Annotated in this window: 14 protein-coding genes and 2 tRNA genes; 8 read left to right on the top strand and 8 right to left on the bottom strand. The window is 67.7% G+C overall.

The window, feature by feature from the left end; translation table 11 throughout:
- Positions 1-62 precede the first annotated feature (62 nt).
- A complete protein-coding gene (locus HCZ97_RS11265) occupies positions 63-551 on the bottom strand; it encodes a hypothetical protein (protein WP_167688815.1) in 489 nt (162 codons plus the stop codon).
- 99 nt (positions 552-650) lie between these two features.
- Here HCZ97_RS11265 and HCZ97_RS11260 point away from each other — a divergent pair, with 99 nt between their 5' ends.
- From HCZ97_RS11260 to HCZ97_RS11240, 5 genes are all read left to right on the top strand, one after another.
- On the top strand, positions 651-950 hold the full coding sequence (locus HCZ97_RS11260) for a hypothetical protein (RefSeq protein WP_167688814.1): 300 nt from the start codon (positions 651-653) through the stop codon (positions 948-950).
- Between the two features lie 124 nt (positions 951-1,074).
- Complete coding sequence (locus HCZ97_RS11255) at positions 1,075-2,376, top strand: homoserine dehydrogenase (protein WP_167688813.1); 1,302 nt, start codon at positions 1,075-1,077, stop codon at positions 2,374-2,376.
- 129 nt (positions 2,377-2,505) lie between these two features.
- A complete protein-coding gene (recJ, locus tag HCZ97_RS11250) occupies positions 2,506-4,251 on the top strand; it encodes a single-stranded-DNA-specific exonuclease RecJ (RefSeq protein WP_167688812.1) in 1,746 nt (581 codons plus the stop codon).
- A 118-nt stretch (positions 4,252-4,369) separates the two neighbouring features.
- A tRNA-Glu gene (locus HCZ97_RS11245) sits at positions 4,370-4,444 on the top strand.
- Between the two features lie 116 nt (positions 4,445-4,560).
- Positions 4,561-4,635: transfer RNA gene (locus HCZ97_RS11240), tRNA-Glu, on the top strand.
- Between the two features lie 303 nt (positions 4,636-4,938).
- On the opposite strand, the gene HCZ97_RS11235 is transcribed toward HCZ97_RS11240, so the two are convergent.
- The 6 genes from HCZ97_RS11235 to HCZ97_RS11210 all read right to left on the bottom strand — a co-directional run bounded on the left by HCZ97_RS11235 (position 4,939) and on the right by HCZ97_RS11210 (position 11,408).
- Entirely contained in the window at positions 4,939-5,832 is an 894-nt protein-coding gene (locus HCZ97_RS11235) for a glucokinase (RefSeq protein ID WP_167688811.1), read from the bottom strand.
- A 344-nt stretch (positions 5,833-6,176) separates the two neighbouring features.
- Positions 6,177-7,067, bottom strand: coding sequence for a GH25 family lysozyme (locus tag HCZ97_RS11230; protein ID WP_368484360.1), 891 nt, complete (start codon positions 7,065-7,067; stop codon positions 6,177-6,179).
- A gap of 150 nt (positions 7,068-7,217) precedes the next feature.
- Positions 7,218-8,315: an ABC transporter ATP-binding protein gene (locus tag HCZ97_RS11225; RefSeq protein ID WP_167688810.1), complete on the bottom strand. Its 1,098-nt coding sequence runs from the start codon at positions 8,313-8,315 to the stop codon at positions 7,218-7,220.
- A gap of 5 nt (positions 8,316-8,320) precedes the next feature.
- Positions 8,321-9,229 carry a carbohydrate ABC transporter permease gene (locus HCZ97_RS11220; protein WP_167688809.1) on the bottom strand — a complete coding sequence of 303 codons (909 nt, stop codon included), beginning with the start codon at positions 9,227-9,229 and terminating at the stop codon, positions 8,321-8,323.
- Positions 9,222-10,094, bottom strand: a complete 873-nt coding sequence (locus tag HCZ97_RS11215; RefSeq protein ID WP_167688808.1) for a carbohydrate ABC transporter permease — start codon at positions 10,092-10,094, stop codon at positions 9,222-9,224. Before HCZ97_RS11215 ends, HCZ97_RS11220 begins: the two co-directional genes overlap by 8 nt.
- Before the next feature lie 69 nt (positions 10,095-10,163).
- Positions 10,164-11,408, bottom strand: a complete 1,245-nt coding sequence (locus tag HCZ97_RS11210; protein ID WP_175581710.1) for an ABC transporter substrate-binding protein — start codon at positions 11,406-11,408, stop codon at positions 10,164-10,166.
- A gap of 245 nt (positions 11,409-11,653) precedes the next feature.
- On the opposite strand from HCZ97_RS11210, the gene HCZ97_RS11205 reads away from it, so the two are divergent.
- The 3 genes from HCZ97_RS11205 (at position 11,654) to HCZ97_RS11195 (ending at position 14,753) form a co-directional block, all read left to right on the top strand.
- A complete protein-coding gene (locus tag HCZ97_RS11205; protein ID WP_167688807.1) occupies positions 11,654-12,394 on the top strand; it encodes a response regulator transcription factor in 741 nt (246 codons plus the stop codon).
- Positions 12,391-13,848, top strand: a complete 1,458-nt coding sequence (locus HCZ97_RS11200) for a HAMP domain-containing sensor histidine kinase (protein ID WP_167688806.1) — start codon at positions 12,391-12,393, stop codon at positions 13,846-13,848. The genes HCZ97_RS11205 and HCZ97_RS11200 overlap by 4 nt, the downstream gene beginning before the upstream one ends.
- A gap of 110 nt (positions 13,849-13,958) precedes the next feature.
- A complete protein-coding gene (locus HCZ97_RS11195; protein ID WP_167688805.1) occupies positions 13,959-14,753 on the top strand; it encodes a pyrroline-5-carboxylate reductase in 795 nt (264 codons plus the stop codon).
- A gap of 24 nt (positions 14,754-14,777) precedes the next feature.
- Here the strand turns inward: HCZ97_RS11195 and HCZ97_RS11190 are convergent, their stop codons facing one another.
- Positions 14,778-15,941: an amidohydrolase gene (locus HCZ97_RS11190; RefSeq protein WP_167688804.1), complete on the bottom strand. Its 1,164-nt coding sequence runs from the start codon at positions 15,939-15,941 to the stop codon at positions 14,778-14,780.
- Between the last annotated feature and the right edge of the window lie 119 nt (positions 15,942-16,060).

The following is a 16,060-nucleotide window of genomic DNA, read 5'->3' as shown; positions in this document are numbered from 1 at the left end:
AAAGGCACGGGACATCAGGTGGTTAACGGGATCGCCGCCGCCGCATCGCAGCGCGACGGGGATCAGGCCTGGTCCTGCGCGGCGCGCTCGGCCAGGATCACGGCGATGATATCGGCCATCTGCTTGGTCTCCGCGCCTTGCAGGACCCCGCCGATTCCGGCCCGCTTGCCGATCCGCCAGTAAAGACCCGGCCGCAGCACCAGCCCGTATTTCGCGCCGAGCTTCAGAACGAATCCGTTGGAGGGCTTGAAGGCGAAGGTGCCGCGATCGACGCCCAGGATCTGCTCCATCGGCGCGATCATCCGGCCCGAGCTGTCGCGCAACCCCTGCGGGGTCAGCTCAAGCGCCAGGGCAGTGGCCCGGTACAACCCCAGTCCCGCGCCGGCAACGGCCAGGCCCAGAAGGGTCAGTGGCAGGCGGCGGGTCAGGGCGACCTCTTCCGGGGTGAAGGCGATGCTCAGTACGGCCAGCGCCAGCGCCAGCAGCACGCAGACACCGAACCAGCGCCGCACGGGGCTTGCCGTGATCCGGGCCAGGATCTCTTCGCTCATCATCGCCTCCCACAAACTCTCAGCGCCCCTTAGCGCAGCCACCCGCCAAAAGCGAGGGCCCGGCTTGCCAAGACGCTGCAGGCGGGGCATTGCTAGCACATGTTTGCGCTGCCTCATCTTCCAACCAGATCCGCCCGTCCGGGCCTGAAAGCTGCCGGGTTTGCAACCCTGGCCCTGCTGGCGCTGAGCGGCTGCACCACGCCGCCGGGACTGAATGACCGGCTGAGCGCGGCGGACCGTGCCGCCCCCTACCCCGCGCTGCTGCCCTCTGGCCAGATCCGGGCCGCGATCCCCGGCGCCCCGCGCCTTCAGGAAGAAGACGACAGCCACGTGCTGGCCCGCGCCGAGGCCCTGCGGCGGCGCGCCGACGCGCTGCGCAATGCGGATCTGGGTGGCTGAGGACGCCGGGCTGTGCCCGATGGGGTCTGCCCCGGGCCCCTTCCCCGCAAAAGCTGCGTTGCAAGGCAGGCCGTAAGGCGCTAGGCCCCTGCCTTGGACAGACCCGGAAATCAGGAGAAACGGAATGAGCGAGCCGCTGCGCCCCGCCCCACTCAGACTGGGAATTGCAGGTCTCGGCACCGTCGGCATCGGCGTGTTGAAGATCCTTCGCAAGGAAGCTGCCATGCTCACCGCCCGCACCGGGCGCGATATCACCGTTACCGCCATCTGTGCCCGCAACCGGGGCAAGGATCGCGGCGTGCCCCTGGACGGCTACGCCTGGGAAGACGATCCGGTCACCCTGGCCACCCGCGATGACGTCGATGTCTTCGTGGAACTGATGGGGGGCTCCGACGGCCCGGCAAAGGCCGCCACGGAAGCGGCCCTGAACGCGGGCAAGGACGTGGTCACCGCCAACAAGGCGATGCTGGCCGTCCATGGCCAGGCGCTGGCCGAACAGGCCGAGGGCGCGGGCCGCGTGATCCGCTTCGAGGCCGCCGTCGCCGGGGGCATCCCCGTGGTGAAGGCCCTGACCGAAGGGCTGGCGGGCAACAATGTCACCCGTATCCTTGGCGTGATGAACGGCACCTGCAACTACATCCTGACGCGGATGCAATCCGCTGGCCTGCCCTATGACATCGTCTTCCAGGAGGCCTCTGACCTTGGCTACCTGGAAGCCGATCCCAACCTGGACGTGGGCGGGATCGACGCGGGCCACAAGCTGGCCCTGCTGGCCTCCATCGCCTTCGGCACCCGGGTCGCCTTTGACGACATGGAGCTGGAAGGCATCGGGCGGATCACCATCGACGACATCCGCGCCGCAGAGGACATGGGCTACAAGATCAAGCTGCTGGGCGTCAGCAAGATGACCGACCGCGGGCTGGAACAACGCATGGCCCCCTGCCTGGTGCCCGCCACCAGCCCGCTGGGCCAGCTGGAAGGCGGCACCAACATGGTGGTGCTGGAAGGCGACGCTGTGGGCCAGATCGTGCTGCGCGGGGCCGGTGCGGGCGAAGGCCCCACGGCCAGCGCCGTGCTGGGTGACATCTGCGATATCGCCCGTGGTTTCCGCCTGCCGGTCTTCGGCCAGCCGGCCGACAGCCTGCGCGATGCGACACCGGCCGTCTCCACCACGCCGGCGCCCTACTACGTGCGGCTCACGCTGCAGGACAAGCCGGGCGCCTTGGCCAAGGTCGCCTCCGTGCTGGCAGAGGCAGAGGTCTCCATACACCGGATGCGGCAGTACGACCATACCGGGGGGCGCGCCCCGGTGCTGATCGTGACCCACAAGACACCGCGCAAGGCGCTCGACAAGGCGTTGCAGGGCATGGCCGCGACCGGCGTGGTCGAAGGCGAGCCTGTGGCGCTGCGGATCGAAGCCGTTTAAACAGACCGCCTCCGCCCGCCATTTTGGCCTGGGCGGGGACTTCGGGACATCGGCACCGGCAGGCCCCGCCAGGGCTGCGCCCCTGGCAGGCCGGGCGGGCCGTCCCGGGAATGATTTCGGGGAAATGCCATGTCTTTTCTGGACGTTGAGGAATCGCTGACCGGACGCCGCTGGATCGGTCCCTCCGGGGATATCGAACGCCAGGCCGCCGCCCTCGTGCAAAGCGACCACCTGCCCGAAGCGCTCTGCCGGATTCTGGCGCGGCGCGGCGTGGCACCGGGCGAAGCCGCCGCCTTTCTTGACCCCAAGCTGTCCGAGCTGCTGCCAGATCCCCGCAGCCTGCTGGACATGGAGCGCGTCGCCACCCGCTTCCTGCAGGCCGTCAAGCAGCGGGAGCGGATCGCGGTCTTTGCCGATTACGACGTGGATGGCGGCACCTCTGCCGCGCTGCTGATCGACTGGCTGCGCCAGATGGGGCGGCAGGCCACGCTTTATATCCCCGACCGGATCGACGAGGGCTACGGCCCCAACGTGCCCGCCATGACCGCGCTTGGCGCCAAGCACGACCTGATCATCTGCGTGGACTGCGGCACGCTCAGCCATGAGCCGATCGCGGCGGCGGGCTGTGACGTGGTGGTGCTGGATCACCACCTGGGCGCGGAAACCCTGCCCGATTGCCTGGGGGTGGTGAACCCCAACCGCCAGGACGAAAGCGGCGAGCTGGCGCATCTATGCGCCGCCGCCGTGGTCTTCCTGATGCTGGTGGAGGCCAACCGCCAGATGCGCGACGAGGGCGCCAAGGGGCCGGACCTGATGGCCATGCTGGACCTTGTGGCGCTGGCCACCGTGGCCGATGTGGCCCCCCTGATCGGGGTCAACCGCGCGCTGGTGCGCACCGGGCTGAAGGTCATGGCCCGGCGCGACCGCCCGGGGCTGACCGCGCTGTCGGATGCCGCGCGCATGAAGTCCGCCCCTGCCGCCTATCACCTTGGCTTCCTTCTGGGACCGCGGGTCAACGCGGGCGGGCGGATCGGCCAGGCGGACCTGGGCGCGCGGTTGCTGGCCAGCGTGGACCCGCTGGAGGCCAAGGCCATGGCCGAACGCTTGGACGAGCTGAACACCGAGCGCCGCGAGATCGAGGCAGAGGTGCGCGCCGCCGCCATGGCCCAGGCCGAGGCCCGCGGTCTTGAGGCCCCGCTTGTCTGGGCCGCCGGAGAGGGCTGGCATCCCGGTGTCGTGGGCATCGTGGCCTCTCGCCTGAAGGAAGCCACCAACCGCCCCGCAATCGTGATCGGCCTGGACGGGAACGAGGGCAAGGGCTCTGGCCGTTCGATCGGCGGCGTGGACCTTGGCGCCTCCATCCAGAAGCTGGCCGCCGAGGGGCTGCTGATCAAGGGCGGCGGGCACAAGATGGCCGCCGGGCTGACCGTGGCACGGGACAAGCTTGAGGCGGCGATGGAGCGCCTGACGGAGCTGCTGGCCAAGCAGGGTGCGGGCTCTGCCGGGCCGGCGGACCTGAAGCTGGACGGGCTCTTGATGCCCGGTGCCGCCACGCCCGAGCTGGTCGACCAGCTTGAGGCCGCCGGGCCCTACGGGGCCTCCGCCCCCGGCCCGCGCTTTGCCTTTCCCTCCCAGAAGATCAGCTTTGCCAAGCGGATCGGCGATACCCACCTGAAGATCAGCTTCACCGACGGCCTTGGCAAGCGGGTCGAGGCGATCACGTTCGGCGCCTTCGACGGCCCCCTGGGACCGGCGCTTGAGAACCACGGCGGGCGGCCCTTCCACCTGGCCGGCAAGCTGGAAATCAACGATTGGGGCGGGCGCAGGAACGTTCAGCTGAGGCTGGAAGACGCCGCCCCGGCAAGCGACGGCTAGGCCCTTGGCAGCGTGACGTAACGGCCTGTGGACGGGGGTGAAAAAATCCGTCTCGCGGGCGAAAAATCCTCTTGCACGGCAGCAAGGCTTTGCATAGAACCCGCCTCACGCCAAGCGCGGCCCGTTCGTCTATCGGTTAGGACGCCAGGTTTTCAACCTGGAAAGAGGGGTTCGATTCCCCTACGGGCTGCCATTTCCACCGCGCGTCAGCACGGCCGGACCCGGAAAATGTTTCGGGATACCAGCATGTTGCGCATTTCAGGCCTTGCCTGTCTTGGGGGATCTGGTAAGACGCCAGGCAAATGAGATGGCCCGTTCGTCTATCGGTTAGGACGCCAGGTTTTCAACCTGGAAAGAGGGGTTCGATTCCCCTACGGGCTGCCATTCTCTTCCCCCTCCCCTGATGATCCCAGAGCAGCCTTCGGGCCGATGACCGCTTTGCGCGGGGGCTGTCGGGTCTGCCCTGCGCGCGCCGCCGGGGGCGGTTCCGGGGGTTACTTCCTTACAAGATATTTGACCGCTGGTTTTCGGGCCGGGCTCGGCCTTGCCACATCTGCAAAGGGCAAGGCGCGAAGCGTGAGAGGCCGGGCGGACTGCATGAGTCACGCCCGGCAGGTTAGGTCGTAAGGGTTAACAGGCGGAGAGCCCTGCGTGCGCTGCCGCGGGGTGGCCGGGTTCGGGCCCGATTCAGGCGGCGGCGCAGCCGGCCAGGGCGGCGGTGTCGTCCAGGATGACGCGGACCGGCACATGAGAGGCCGTGTCGAGCGCCAGCGGCTCTCCATAGGCGGCGCAGAAGGCTGCGGCCCCGCCCTTGGTCAGCACCGCGCGGGCAACACCGCCTGAGAAATACACCCCCTGCCCCGGCAGGAAGGCCAGGGTCAGATCCTGCGCCAGCCAGGCCATCAAGCTGCCGTAATGGTTCAGGAAACCCTGCATGGCGGGGTCTTCGGCTGCCATCGCCTCGGCCGCGCCAAGGGGGGAGCCGGACCAGAGCCGCCAGAGCTTTTCAAAGCCGCGCCCGGAATAGAGGTGTTCGACGGTGTCGTAGCCGTGGTCTTCGGTGCCCGCCAGTTCGCTGACCTTGGCCCGGGCGCGCCAGGCCAGCTGGACATGCCCCATCTCTGCCTTGGGCACCATGGGGCCTTCGGGCTTCATCACCACGGGAGAGACGTTGAAGCCGGTGCCGATGCCCGCCACCACGGCCTGGTCGCCCTTGCCGGCGAAGTCGGTGGTGATCTGAAGCAGCCCGTCGTCGGTCAGGCTGGGCACGGAATATCCCAATGCTTCCAAGTCGTTGATCAGCCGGGAGGTGACGCCGAAGGTGCTGTCGAGCACCGCGGTATCAAAGGACCAGTCCCGGTTGGTCAACCGGGCGCGGGTGCCGTTGACCGGCCCGGCGACGGCCACGGCCATGGTCTCCAGCGCGGGCGATCCGGCCTCGGCGACATAGCGGGTGGCGGCATCCAGGAAGGCCGCGTAATCGTCATTGCGGAAGCTGCGGATCGTCTCGGCCAGGATATGGCCGTCCTTCGCAAGGGCGAAGCGTACATTGGTGCCGCCGACATCAGAGACAAGTTTCATGACATCCCCCGAGGGTCCTGATTTCGCTGTTGTTAGCGCTAGTACCAGAGCAGGCCCCGGCTGCAAATCCTTTCGCGCCCCGCCTTGCCGGAGGGCGCGCGCTGCAGCGCGGCGACGGGGGGATCTGCCCGCTTTCGGGGCGTCGGTGGGACGTCTGTTTCACGTCGGCATCCCGTCGGTATTACGTCGGTGCGCGGCGCGCGGTCGGGTTAAGCCCCGTTAAGGTTCTGCGCTGCGGCAAGGGTTTTGCGCCCCGCCCTCTCAGCCGGGACGGGAGGCGCAGGCCGACAACGGGCGCGGCCCCCTCGATGGGGGCCGCGCCCGTTCTGCCGGCAGATCAGCTGTCAGCGTTGGCGGCGGGTGGAGAGCCAGGCGACCCAGGTGGCCGCGTCGCCGGCAAAGGCGTTCATGTCCACGATGCCGCCGATGCCCGGCACGACTCCGGTCCCGGAGTATTGCCAGAAGGTCCAGCGTTCATCCGGGTAGCGTTCGGAGGGGTGGCTGGCGACCGAGCGCAGGAAGAACTCGTATCCCGTCAGCGCGCCCAGGTCGTTATGCTCGTAGAAATCCGGCGTGGTGTAGATCACCGGCCGCGTGCCGTAGTGGCGCGAGACCTTCTGCGCGAAGGTCAGGATATAGGAGCGCACTTCTGCCGCGGAGGGGCGGACCTTGCAGGAGGAGCCGTGGTTCCACTCCATGTCCAGCATCGGCGGCAGGTCCCCGGCGACGCGGGGGACGTTCTTGATGAACCAGTCCGCCTGCTCTTCCGCCGTGCGGCAGAAGTAGTAGAAATGGTAGCCGCCCACGGGCACGCCCGCGGCACGGGCGGCGGGGGCGTTGATGGCAAAGCCGGGGTCCAGCAGGTTGCGTCCCTCTGTCACCTTCAGCCAAGCGAAGTTCACGCCGGAGGCGCGCGCCCGGTTCCAGTTGATCCGGCCCTGGTAGCGCGCGGCGTCGATGCCGTGCACGGGGTAGAGCTCTGGCGTGAGCCCTTCCCATTCGATGGGCTTGGTATCCCCGAAGGCGAAGGGAATGCCGGTGGCCCGGTAATCCGCCGCGTCAAGGTGGCTGGGGCTCATGAGCCCGTTGACCTGCGTGCCACTGCCGCAGGCCGTGAGCGCCGCCGCCATGGCGAGCGCCGCGAATGTCCGAATGGATTTACTGCCCAGGCTAAGGATCTTCTGCCCCTCCCCGTTGTCGGGCCAGCCCTTTGCCGGGTCCGGGCCCTGTTTCACTGCCTCACGGAGCAATCTAGCACATTTGAATGGATTTCACCCTGTCTTGCGGAAAAAGCGGCATCTCTCTGCCGAAAAACCGCAAGGGCCGGGACATCCCTGCCCCGGCCCGCTTGATCTGCTGTCCTGTCCGGGGCCGCCCGGAGGGGCCTAGTTCAGCCGCTCACCGGTTTCGGGGGCAAAGTAGGAAGCCTTGCCAAGGTCGAAGGCCAGGTCCAGCTCCTGCCCCGCCATGGCAGAGGTTTCCGCGTGCAGGCGCGCCGTCACCGGCTTGCCGCCCAGTTCAGAGACCACGTAGGTATCCGCGCCCGCCGGTTCGACCATGTCGACCATGCAGGGGGCCTGCTGCACCGCCTCGCCCGACCGGTAGCCCGCTTCGGCGATATCCTCGGGGCGCAGCCCGATGATGACGTCCTGCGGCAGGTCCAGCGGGCGGTTGTCCGCCAGCACCAGCGGTTCGCTCCGGGCGCGGGTGATCTCGATCCGGTGGCCGTGGCCGTCGCGGTGAACGCGGGCCGGGATCAGGTTCATCGCCGGAGAGCCCATGAAATCCGCCACGAAGAGGTTCGCGGGCGTGTTGTAGATCTCTGCCGGGGTGCCGATCTGCTGGATCACGCCGCCCTTCATCACCACGATCTTGGTGGCGAGGGTCATCGCCTCGATCTGGTCGTGGGTCACGTAGACGATGGAGGCATTGAGCGTCTGGTGCAGCTTCTTGATCTCTGTCCGCATCTCCACGCGCAGCTTGGCGTCCAGGTTCGACAGAGGCTCATCGAAGAGGAAGAGCGCAGGATCTCGCACCAGGGCACGGCCCATGGCGACCCGCTGGCGCTGACCGCCCGAAAGCTGCCCAGGCTTGCGGTTGAGCAGCTGGGAGATCTGCAGAAGCTCCGAGACCTCCTTGAGCTTGGCGTCCTGGGTGGCCTGGTCGACGCCGCGCACCTTCATGCCGAAGGTGATGTTCTTGGCCACGGTCATGGTCGGGTAGAGCGCGTAGCTTTGGAAGACCATGGCGATGTCGCGGTCCTTGGGCGAGACCTCCGTCATGTCCTTGCCGGCGATGGTCAGGCGGCCGGCGGTGATCGGTTCAAGCCCGGCGATGCAGTTCAGCAGCGTGGACTTGCCGCAGCCCGAGGGGCCGACGAGCACCAGGAAATCGCCCGGTTCGATCGCCACGTTGATGTCCTTGAGGATCTCGGTCTGGCCGTAGCTCTTGCGGAGGTTCTGGATGTCGAGAATGGGTGCCATGTGGATTACCCCTTAACTGAGCCGGCGGTCAGCCCGCGGATGAAGTACTTGCCTGCGACGACGTAGACGAGAAGGGTCGGCAGGGCGGCGAGGATCGCGGCGGCCATGTCGACGTTGTATTCCTTCACGCCGGTGGTCGAGTTGACGATGTTGTTGAGCGCGACGGTCACCGGCTGGGTGCCGGACTGGCTGAAGCTGACCCCAAACAGGAAGTCGTTCCAGATCTGGGTGAACTGCCAGATGACGGTGACGACAATGATCGGCAGCGAGAGCGGCAGGAAGATCGACCAGAAAATGCGGAAGAAGCCCGCGCCGTCGATCTTGGCCGCCCGCACCAGCTCATGCGGGATGGTGACGTAGTAGTTGCGGAAGAAGAGCGTGGTGAAGCCCAGGCCATAGACCGTGTGCACCAGGATCAGCCCCGGGATGGTGCCGGCGATGCCAAGGATCCCCAGCATCCGCGCCATGGGCAGCAGAACCACCTGGAAGGGAATGAAGCAGCCAAAGAGCAGCAGGGCGAAGAGCAGGTTGGCCCCGCGAAAATTCCACTGGGCAAAGACATAGCCGTTGAGCGCCCCGATCAGGGTCGAGAGCGCCACGCCGGGCACCGCGATCAGCACGGAGTTCCACAGGTAGGGGCGCAGCCCTTCGCACTTGATGCCCGAGCAGGCCCCGGACCAGGCGGTCTTCCAGGCGTCGAAGGTGATTTCGCGCGGCAGGGCCACGAGCGACCCGGTGCGGATTTCCTCTAGGCTTTTCAGCGATGTGGTGAGCATCACGAAGAGCGGCATCAGGTACCAGAGCGCAAAGAGGATCAGCACCGCGTAGAGCCCGGCGCGCAGGGCGATGCGGCCCAGGCGCTGGCCCGTGCTGCGGGTGCCCGCGCGGGCAGAGACATAGGTCGTATCAGTCATGTTTCGACCTCAGTTCGGAGTAGAGATAGGGAACGACGATGGCGAAGACGACCAGCATCATGATCATGGCAGAGCTTGCCGCCTGCCCGAGGTTCCCGCGCGAGAAGGCCATGGCGTACATGTAGGTGGCCGGCAGGTCCGTGGCATAGCCCGGCCCGCCCCCGGTCAGCGCGATGACCAGGTCGAAGCTCTTGATCGCCAAGTGGGCCAGCACGATGAAGGCCGACAGGAAGATCGGCGCCATGGAGGGGATGATGATCGCGGAATAGATCCGGTGGGTGGGGATGCCATCGACCTGGGCGGCCTTGATGATCTCTCCGTCAACGGAGCGCAGGCCCGCGAGGAAGAGCGCCATGACGAAGCCGGAGCTTTGCCAGACACCGGCCAGCACGATCGTGTAAATCGCCATGTCCGGGTTGATCAGCCAGTCGAAGGTGAAGTTTTCAAACCCCCAGCCGCGCACGGTGGCCTCGATCCCCAGACCGGGGTTCAGGATCCATTTCCAGGCCGTCCCGGTGACGATCATCGAAAGCGCCATCGGGTAGAGGTAGATGGTGCGGATCGCCCCTTCGGTGCGGATCTTCTGATCCAGGAAGATGGCCAGCAGCAGGCCCAGCACCATGGCGATGATGATGAAGAGCGCGCCGAAGATGAAAAGGTTGTTCATCGCCGTGTCCCAGCGGGGCGTGGCGAACAGCTTGGTATATTGGCCGAAACCCTCGATCTCGTACCGGGGCATCAGGCGGGAGCCGGTCAGCGAGACCCAGGCGGTCCAGCCGATGAAACCGTAGACGAAGATCAGGATGGCGGCGAAGGTCGGGGCCAGGACCACTTTGGGGACCTGTTTTTCGAGCCAGTTGGACATGGGGGCGCTCCGCAATTCAGCGCCGCCCGCCCCGGGGTGCGGGGCGGGCGGCCGTGTCAGGTCAAAGGCTTACATCGCGTTGGCGACGGCCTCGGTCAGCATTTGCACCGCGTCCTGAGAGGACATGTCGGAGTTGAAATGCGCGGTGACCACATCGGTGATCGCGCCCGCCGGTTCGCCGCGCAGCGCCATGCCATGGGCATAGCTGGGCAGCAGGGAGCCGGCTTCGGCATCTGCCGCCATGTCCTCCGCCGAGGTCTGGGCGCAGATGTCGAAAGCGTCGAGCGAGACATCGGAGCGCACCGGGATGGAGCCCTTGTTCAGGTTGAAGGTCTCCTGGAAGGAGGGGCCGACGATCAGCTCTGCCAGCAGTTCCTGGCCGGCAACCTTGTCGTCATCCCCGCCCACGTCGAACATGGCGAAGCTGTCGACGTTGTAGAGGTAGCCGTCACCCGGGGTCGCGCCGCAGAGGAAATCCTCGCCCGGGGTCTTTCCGGCGGCCAGGAATTCACCCTTGGCCCAGTCGCCCATGATCTGGAAGGCGGCTTCGCCGTTCATGACCATCGCGGTGGCCAGGTTCCAGTCCCGGCCCGAGAAGTTGTCATCGACATAGCCACGCAGGGTGCGCATCTCGTCGAAGACCTCGACCATGGTGTCAGAGCCCAGCGCCTCGGGATCCAGATCAACCAGGGCGGATTGGTAGAAATCGGCGCCCTTGCCCAGGACCACGGTTTCGAAGATCGTGGCGTCCTGCCAGGCCTGGCCGCCATGGGCCAGCGGCGTGACGCCGGCGGCCTGCAGCTTTTCGGCTGCCGCGTTGAACTCTTCCCAGGTGGTGGGCATCTCGATCCCGTTCTGGTCAAGGATGTCCTTGTTGGCCCAGATCCAGTTCACGCGGTGGACGTTGACGGGTGCCGCGCACCAGGTGCCGTCGCATTTCATGTGCTCTGCCAGCTGCGCGGGCAGCACGTCCGCCCAGCCCTGGGCTTCGGCCACGGAAGAGATATCGGCCAGCACGCCCTCTTCGTACCATTCCTGGATTGCCGGGCCCTTCAGCTGAACGGCGGTGGGCGCATTGCCCGAGAGCACGCGGGCGCGCAGCGCGGTCATGGCCGCATCGCCACCCCCGCCCGCGACGGGCATGTCGGTCCAGGTACCGCCGCGTTCGGCGAATTCTTCCTGCAGCACGGCCACGGATTTGGCCTCTCCGCCGCTGGTCCACCAGTGCAGGACCTCTGCCTGGGGTTCTGCCAGGACCGGCAGCGCAGAGAGCGACAGCGCGGTGGTGGCCACGAATAGGTGCTTCATCTTCATCTGGATTTCCTCCCAAAGAATTCCGTCGGCCCGCGAAACGGCGGGGACCTGCGCATTTCACGCAGCAGCCCCCCCTGAAGCAACAGGACCGTCGGCCCGGGGGCCAGATTTACCGGGCTCCTGTTACATGCTGTTACGAAGGCGGGGGGAGGCGGCGGGGGCCGGGCCAGCCCAGCGCGGGATCAATTGCACTGCGTCCCCGGCTCACCTAATGTGCCCCGGCAAGCGGGGGGAGGCTTCACCAGATGACGATCGCACGGCTCCTGGTGGTCGACGACGATACCGACATGCGGGACATGCTGACGGATTTCCTGCGCCGGTCGGGGTTCTTCGTGCTTCCGGCCGCCACCCGGTCAGAGATCCGCGCGCATCTTACGGCGGGGCGGATCGACCTGATCCTGCTGGACGTGATGCTGGGCGACGAGAGCGGCGTCGAGATCTGTGCCGAGCTGCGGCGCGAGCACGAGATGCCGATCATCCTGGTCTCTGCCCTGTCGGCCGATCACCAGCGCATGGCCGGGTACGAGGTGGGCGCGGATGACTATATCGCCAAGCCCTTCAACCCCAGGCTGCTGCTGGCCCGTGTCCGCGCCGTGCTGGGACGCGCACGGCGCACACCCTCCCTGGTCTATCGCCGCTCGACCGAGCGGTACCGCTTTGGCGGCTGGCTGTATGACGGCAAGCGGGACGAGGTCACCAGCCCCGCCGGCTTCCAGGTCACCCTGTCGCGGCGCGAGACCCAGCTTCTGAAGGTGCTGCTGGCCAATCCGCATATCCCGCTGACGAGAGAGGAGATCGCCGCCTCTCTGGACATGCATGCAGAGGACGGCGCGGAGGAGGCAGAGACATCTGGCCGGGCGATCGACGTGCTGGTGGGGCGGCTGCGCTCCAAGATCGAACGGGATCCCAAGGTGCCTGACCTGCTGAAGACCCTGCGCGGCACGGGCTACGTGCTGGCCACGGATGTCACGGCCGAAGAGGCATGAGGCGCCGCCTGAGCCTGCGCCAGCTGGGGCTGATCTGGGTGGGCGCGGCCTTTCTTGCCGGGGCGCTGGCAGGTTGGCTCTGGTTCGGCTCGCGCGCGGCCTGGGAGGGCCACCTGGGGCGGGCCTATGTGGCGGGGGTCGCTCTATACGACAGCCTGGCGCGGGGCACCGGTGCGCCGCAGGGGGTGACCATCACGCCGGTCGCGCCTGAGGATCAGCGCCGGGCCAGTGACGGCGCCTTCGCCGCGCTTCCCGATCTGCCCAAGCCCGCCTATGTCACCCAGATTACCATCCGGGACGCCGTGGTTTCGGAGCTGGAGGACTTTGGCGGCGTGGTGCTGCGCCTGGCCATCGTATCCGAGGATCTGCATTACGAGGTGTCAAAGCTGGTGCCCGGTGCGGGCCGTACCGCGCCAGAGAAGCTGGGCCATGTGACCCGGCTGCTGGCGGGCTATTGCAGCGACCCGGTGCTTTTCGCGCGGATGGGGGACGCCCCGTGGCAGCGGATCGAGGGCGCGCCGGTCTGGGGCTGCGATGCCCAGCCAAGGGACTGGCGCCTGCTGGGCCTGCTGATCGCCCTTTTGGCGCTGGCCGCGATCTATACCCGCCTGGCCGACAGTGCCGCCCGCTTCCAGATGTTCGCCGAGGCCCTGGGCCGGCGGCGCAGGCTGGGCGGCCCGCAGGCCTATAGCGCGGAAGGCCCGGCAGAGCTGGATGCCATCGTGGAGGCCGTCAACGCCTACCTGGAGGCCGAGCGCGAACGCCTTGCCCGCCGCGCGCTGGTCCTGTCGGGTGTCAGCCATGACCTGGGCACTCCGGCCACCCGGCTGCGCCTGCGCGCCACCCTGATTGAAGACGAGGCGCTGCGCGAGAAGTTCGATGCCGATATCGACCGCATGACCGGCATGATCGAAAGCGTGCTGACCTATACCCAGTCCGAGCTGAGCCACGAGGCCCCGCGCCGGATCTCCCTGACCTCTCTGGTGGAAAGCGTGGTGGCCGATTACCAGGACATGGCCCGCCCGGTGGAGCTGGTCGAGCCGGAGCCGCGGCTGCTGGAAAGCACCGGCACGGTCTTCGGCGCGGGCCGGCGGGCCACGGCCCTGCCCGATCACGGGCCGGTGCTGGTCATGGCGCGCCCCATCGCCCTGCAGCGCGCGCTGGAGAACCTGATCGACAATGCGCTGAAATACGGCCGCCGCGCCCGCGTGGGGCTGCTGGCGGATTCAGAGGTCGCGGTGATCACCGTGGAGGACGAGGGCACCGACCACCGGGCCGAGGAGCTTGACGCGCTGATCCAGCCCTTCCGACGCGGGGCCAACGCGGCCTCGGTCGAGGGCTTCGGGCTGGGGCTGACCATCGTCACCGCCGTGGCAGAGCAGCACGGCGGCGGGCTGGGCTTCGTCAACGGGCGGCATGGCATCCGCGCAGAGCTTGAGATCTGCCGCACCTGAGCGCCCCCTGCCGATACCCCCTACCGCTTCCCCTTGGGCGATTGCCCCTGCGTGATTGCCAAGTCGGGCGGGAAGCGCCTACGCTGGTGGAGAAACGCCGGAGGATCGCCATGACCCGCCCACCCACCATCGCCTTTGCCGGCGCAAGCGGCTGGCTTGGCCGGTTCATCGGCCCCGGCCTGTTACGCGCGGGCGTCACGGACGGCGCGCATTTCCATGCCCTGAACCGCTCTGGTCCCTCAGATGATTACGCCGGCTGGGGGATTTCCTGGCACCGCGCGCTGGCGGATGTGCCGCCGCCCGATGTGCTGGTGCTCTCCGTGCGCCCCGCCGATTTCCGCGCCGCCCGCTTTCATTGCCCGGATGCCCTGGTCATCTCTGTCATGGCCGGCGTGCTGTTGGCGGAGCTTGAGGCGCACACAGGCTCTGCCCGGATCATCCGTGCCCTGCCCAACGCGCTGGTGGAAACCGCCAGCTCCTACACCCCCTGGCTGGCAAGTCCCGCAGTGACCGAGGAGGACAAGGCCCTGGCGCGCGATGTCTTCACCGGCAGCGGAACGGAGGCCGAGGTGCCCGATGAAGCCGCGCTGGACGTGCTGACCACGCTTTCGGGCGCCGGGCCGGCCTATGCCGCGCTGCTGGCGCGCGCCCTGACCCGCGCGGGGGTCGAGGCGGGGCTCGCGCCGGAGCTGGCGGCGGGCGCGGCAGAGAACCTGGTCTGCGCCGCCTCTGCCCAGCTTGCCGGCCGGATCGGCCAGGCCCCGGCGGTGGTGCAAAGCTTCATCGACTACGAGGGCGTCATCGCCGCCGGGCTGCGCCGCATGGAGGCCGAGGGGTTCGACAGCGCCGTGGCCGCGGGCATCCGGGCCGCGCTGGAGAAGGTGCAGGAGATGAACCGCGCCTGAGGCCTTCGCCGGCGGATCATTCGGTCAGGCCGGCAGTTCGCTTTCCACTAGGGCCACCATGCTTTCGGCGATGATCGGGATCAGCTCATCGCGGAAATCATAGGCGGGGTGGTGCACCATGGGATTGTCCTCCCCCTCTACCGCCATGCCGAAGAAGAAATAGGCGCCCGGCACGGTATCGAGCATGTAGGCAAAATCCTCTGCCGCCATGAGCGGATCGGCCTGGGAGGCGGTGACCGGCGCGGCATCCGAAGACAGCACGGAAAGCGCATGGGCGGCGGCGGCGGGATCGTTGGCCAGCGGCGGGTAGCCACGGACCCATTCGATTTCCACCTCGATGTCGCGGGCCTGGGCATGGTGGGTGATCAGCGCGCGGAAGCGGTCTTCGATCGTGGCGCGATCCCCAGGGTCCAGGCAGCGGATGGTGCCTGACATCCAGCCCTCCCCGGCGATGACGTTATGGGCGGTGCCCACGTGCATCTGGGTGACGGAAAGCACCGCCGCGTGCAGCGGGTTCACCCCGCGCGAGACCAGACTTTGCGCGGCCAGGGTGATCTCTGACATCAGCAGGGCGATGTCCTGGCCAAGGTGCGGCATGGCCGCGTGACCGCCCTTGCCAGAGAAGCGCAGCACGAAGCCGTCCGAAGAGGCCATGGCCGGACCGGGGCGCACCCCGGCATGGCCCATGGGCAGCAGCGGCATGTTGTGAAAGCCGTAGATGCGATCGCAGGGGAAACGGTCGAACAGTCCTTCTTCGACCATCCTCAGCCCACCGGAGAGGCCCTCTTCGGCGGGCTGGAAGATCAGGTGCACGGTGCCGGCGAAGCTTCCATGGGCGGCCAGGGCCTCGGCCGTGGCAAGCAGGCTGGTGGTATGGCCGTCGTGGCCGCAGCCGTGAAAGACCCCCTCGGTGCGGGAGGCATGGGGCAGGTTTGTGCGTTCCTCCATCGGCAGGGCGTCCATGTCCGCGCGCAGGCCGATGGCGGGACCCTCGCCGCGTGTCAGCGTGGCGACCAGGCCGGTTTTCGCGATGCCTTCGGTCACCGTGTAGCCCGCCGCCCGCAGCCGTTGCGCGACCAGCCCGGCGGTGCGGACCTCTTCAAAGCCCAGCTCCGGGTGGGCGTGGATGTCACGCCGCAGGGCACGGTGTTCGGGGAATTTCTGCGCAAGGAAGGCGGCGACGGTCATGGGGGCTCCTGGCTTGTTTCGGCGTCACCTTTTCGCGGGGGCGCAGGGAAGGCAAGGGGGGGGAAGGCCAAAGCACCCTGCCCGCCGGCACTCGGCCTGCCCCGGCGCGGCGGGCGCGC

This window comes from Pseudooceanicola sp. HF7 (assembly GCF_011806405.1).
GTDB lineage: Bacteria > Pseudomonadota > Alphaproteobacteria > Rhodobacterales > Rhodobacteraceae > Pseudooceanicola.
The sequence above is the reverse complement of the archived record's forward strand: the minus strand, read 5'-3'. Positions and strand labels throughout refer to the sequence as shown.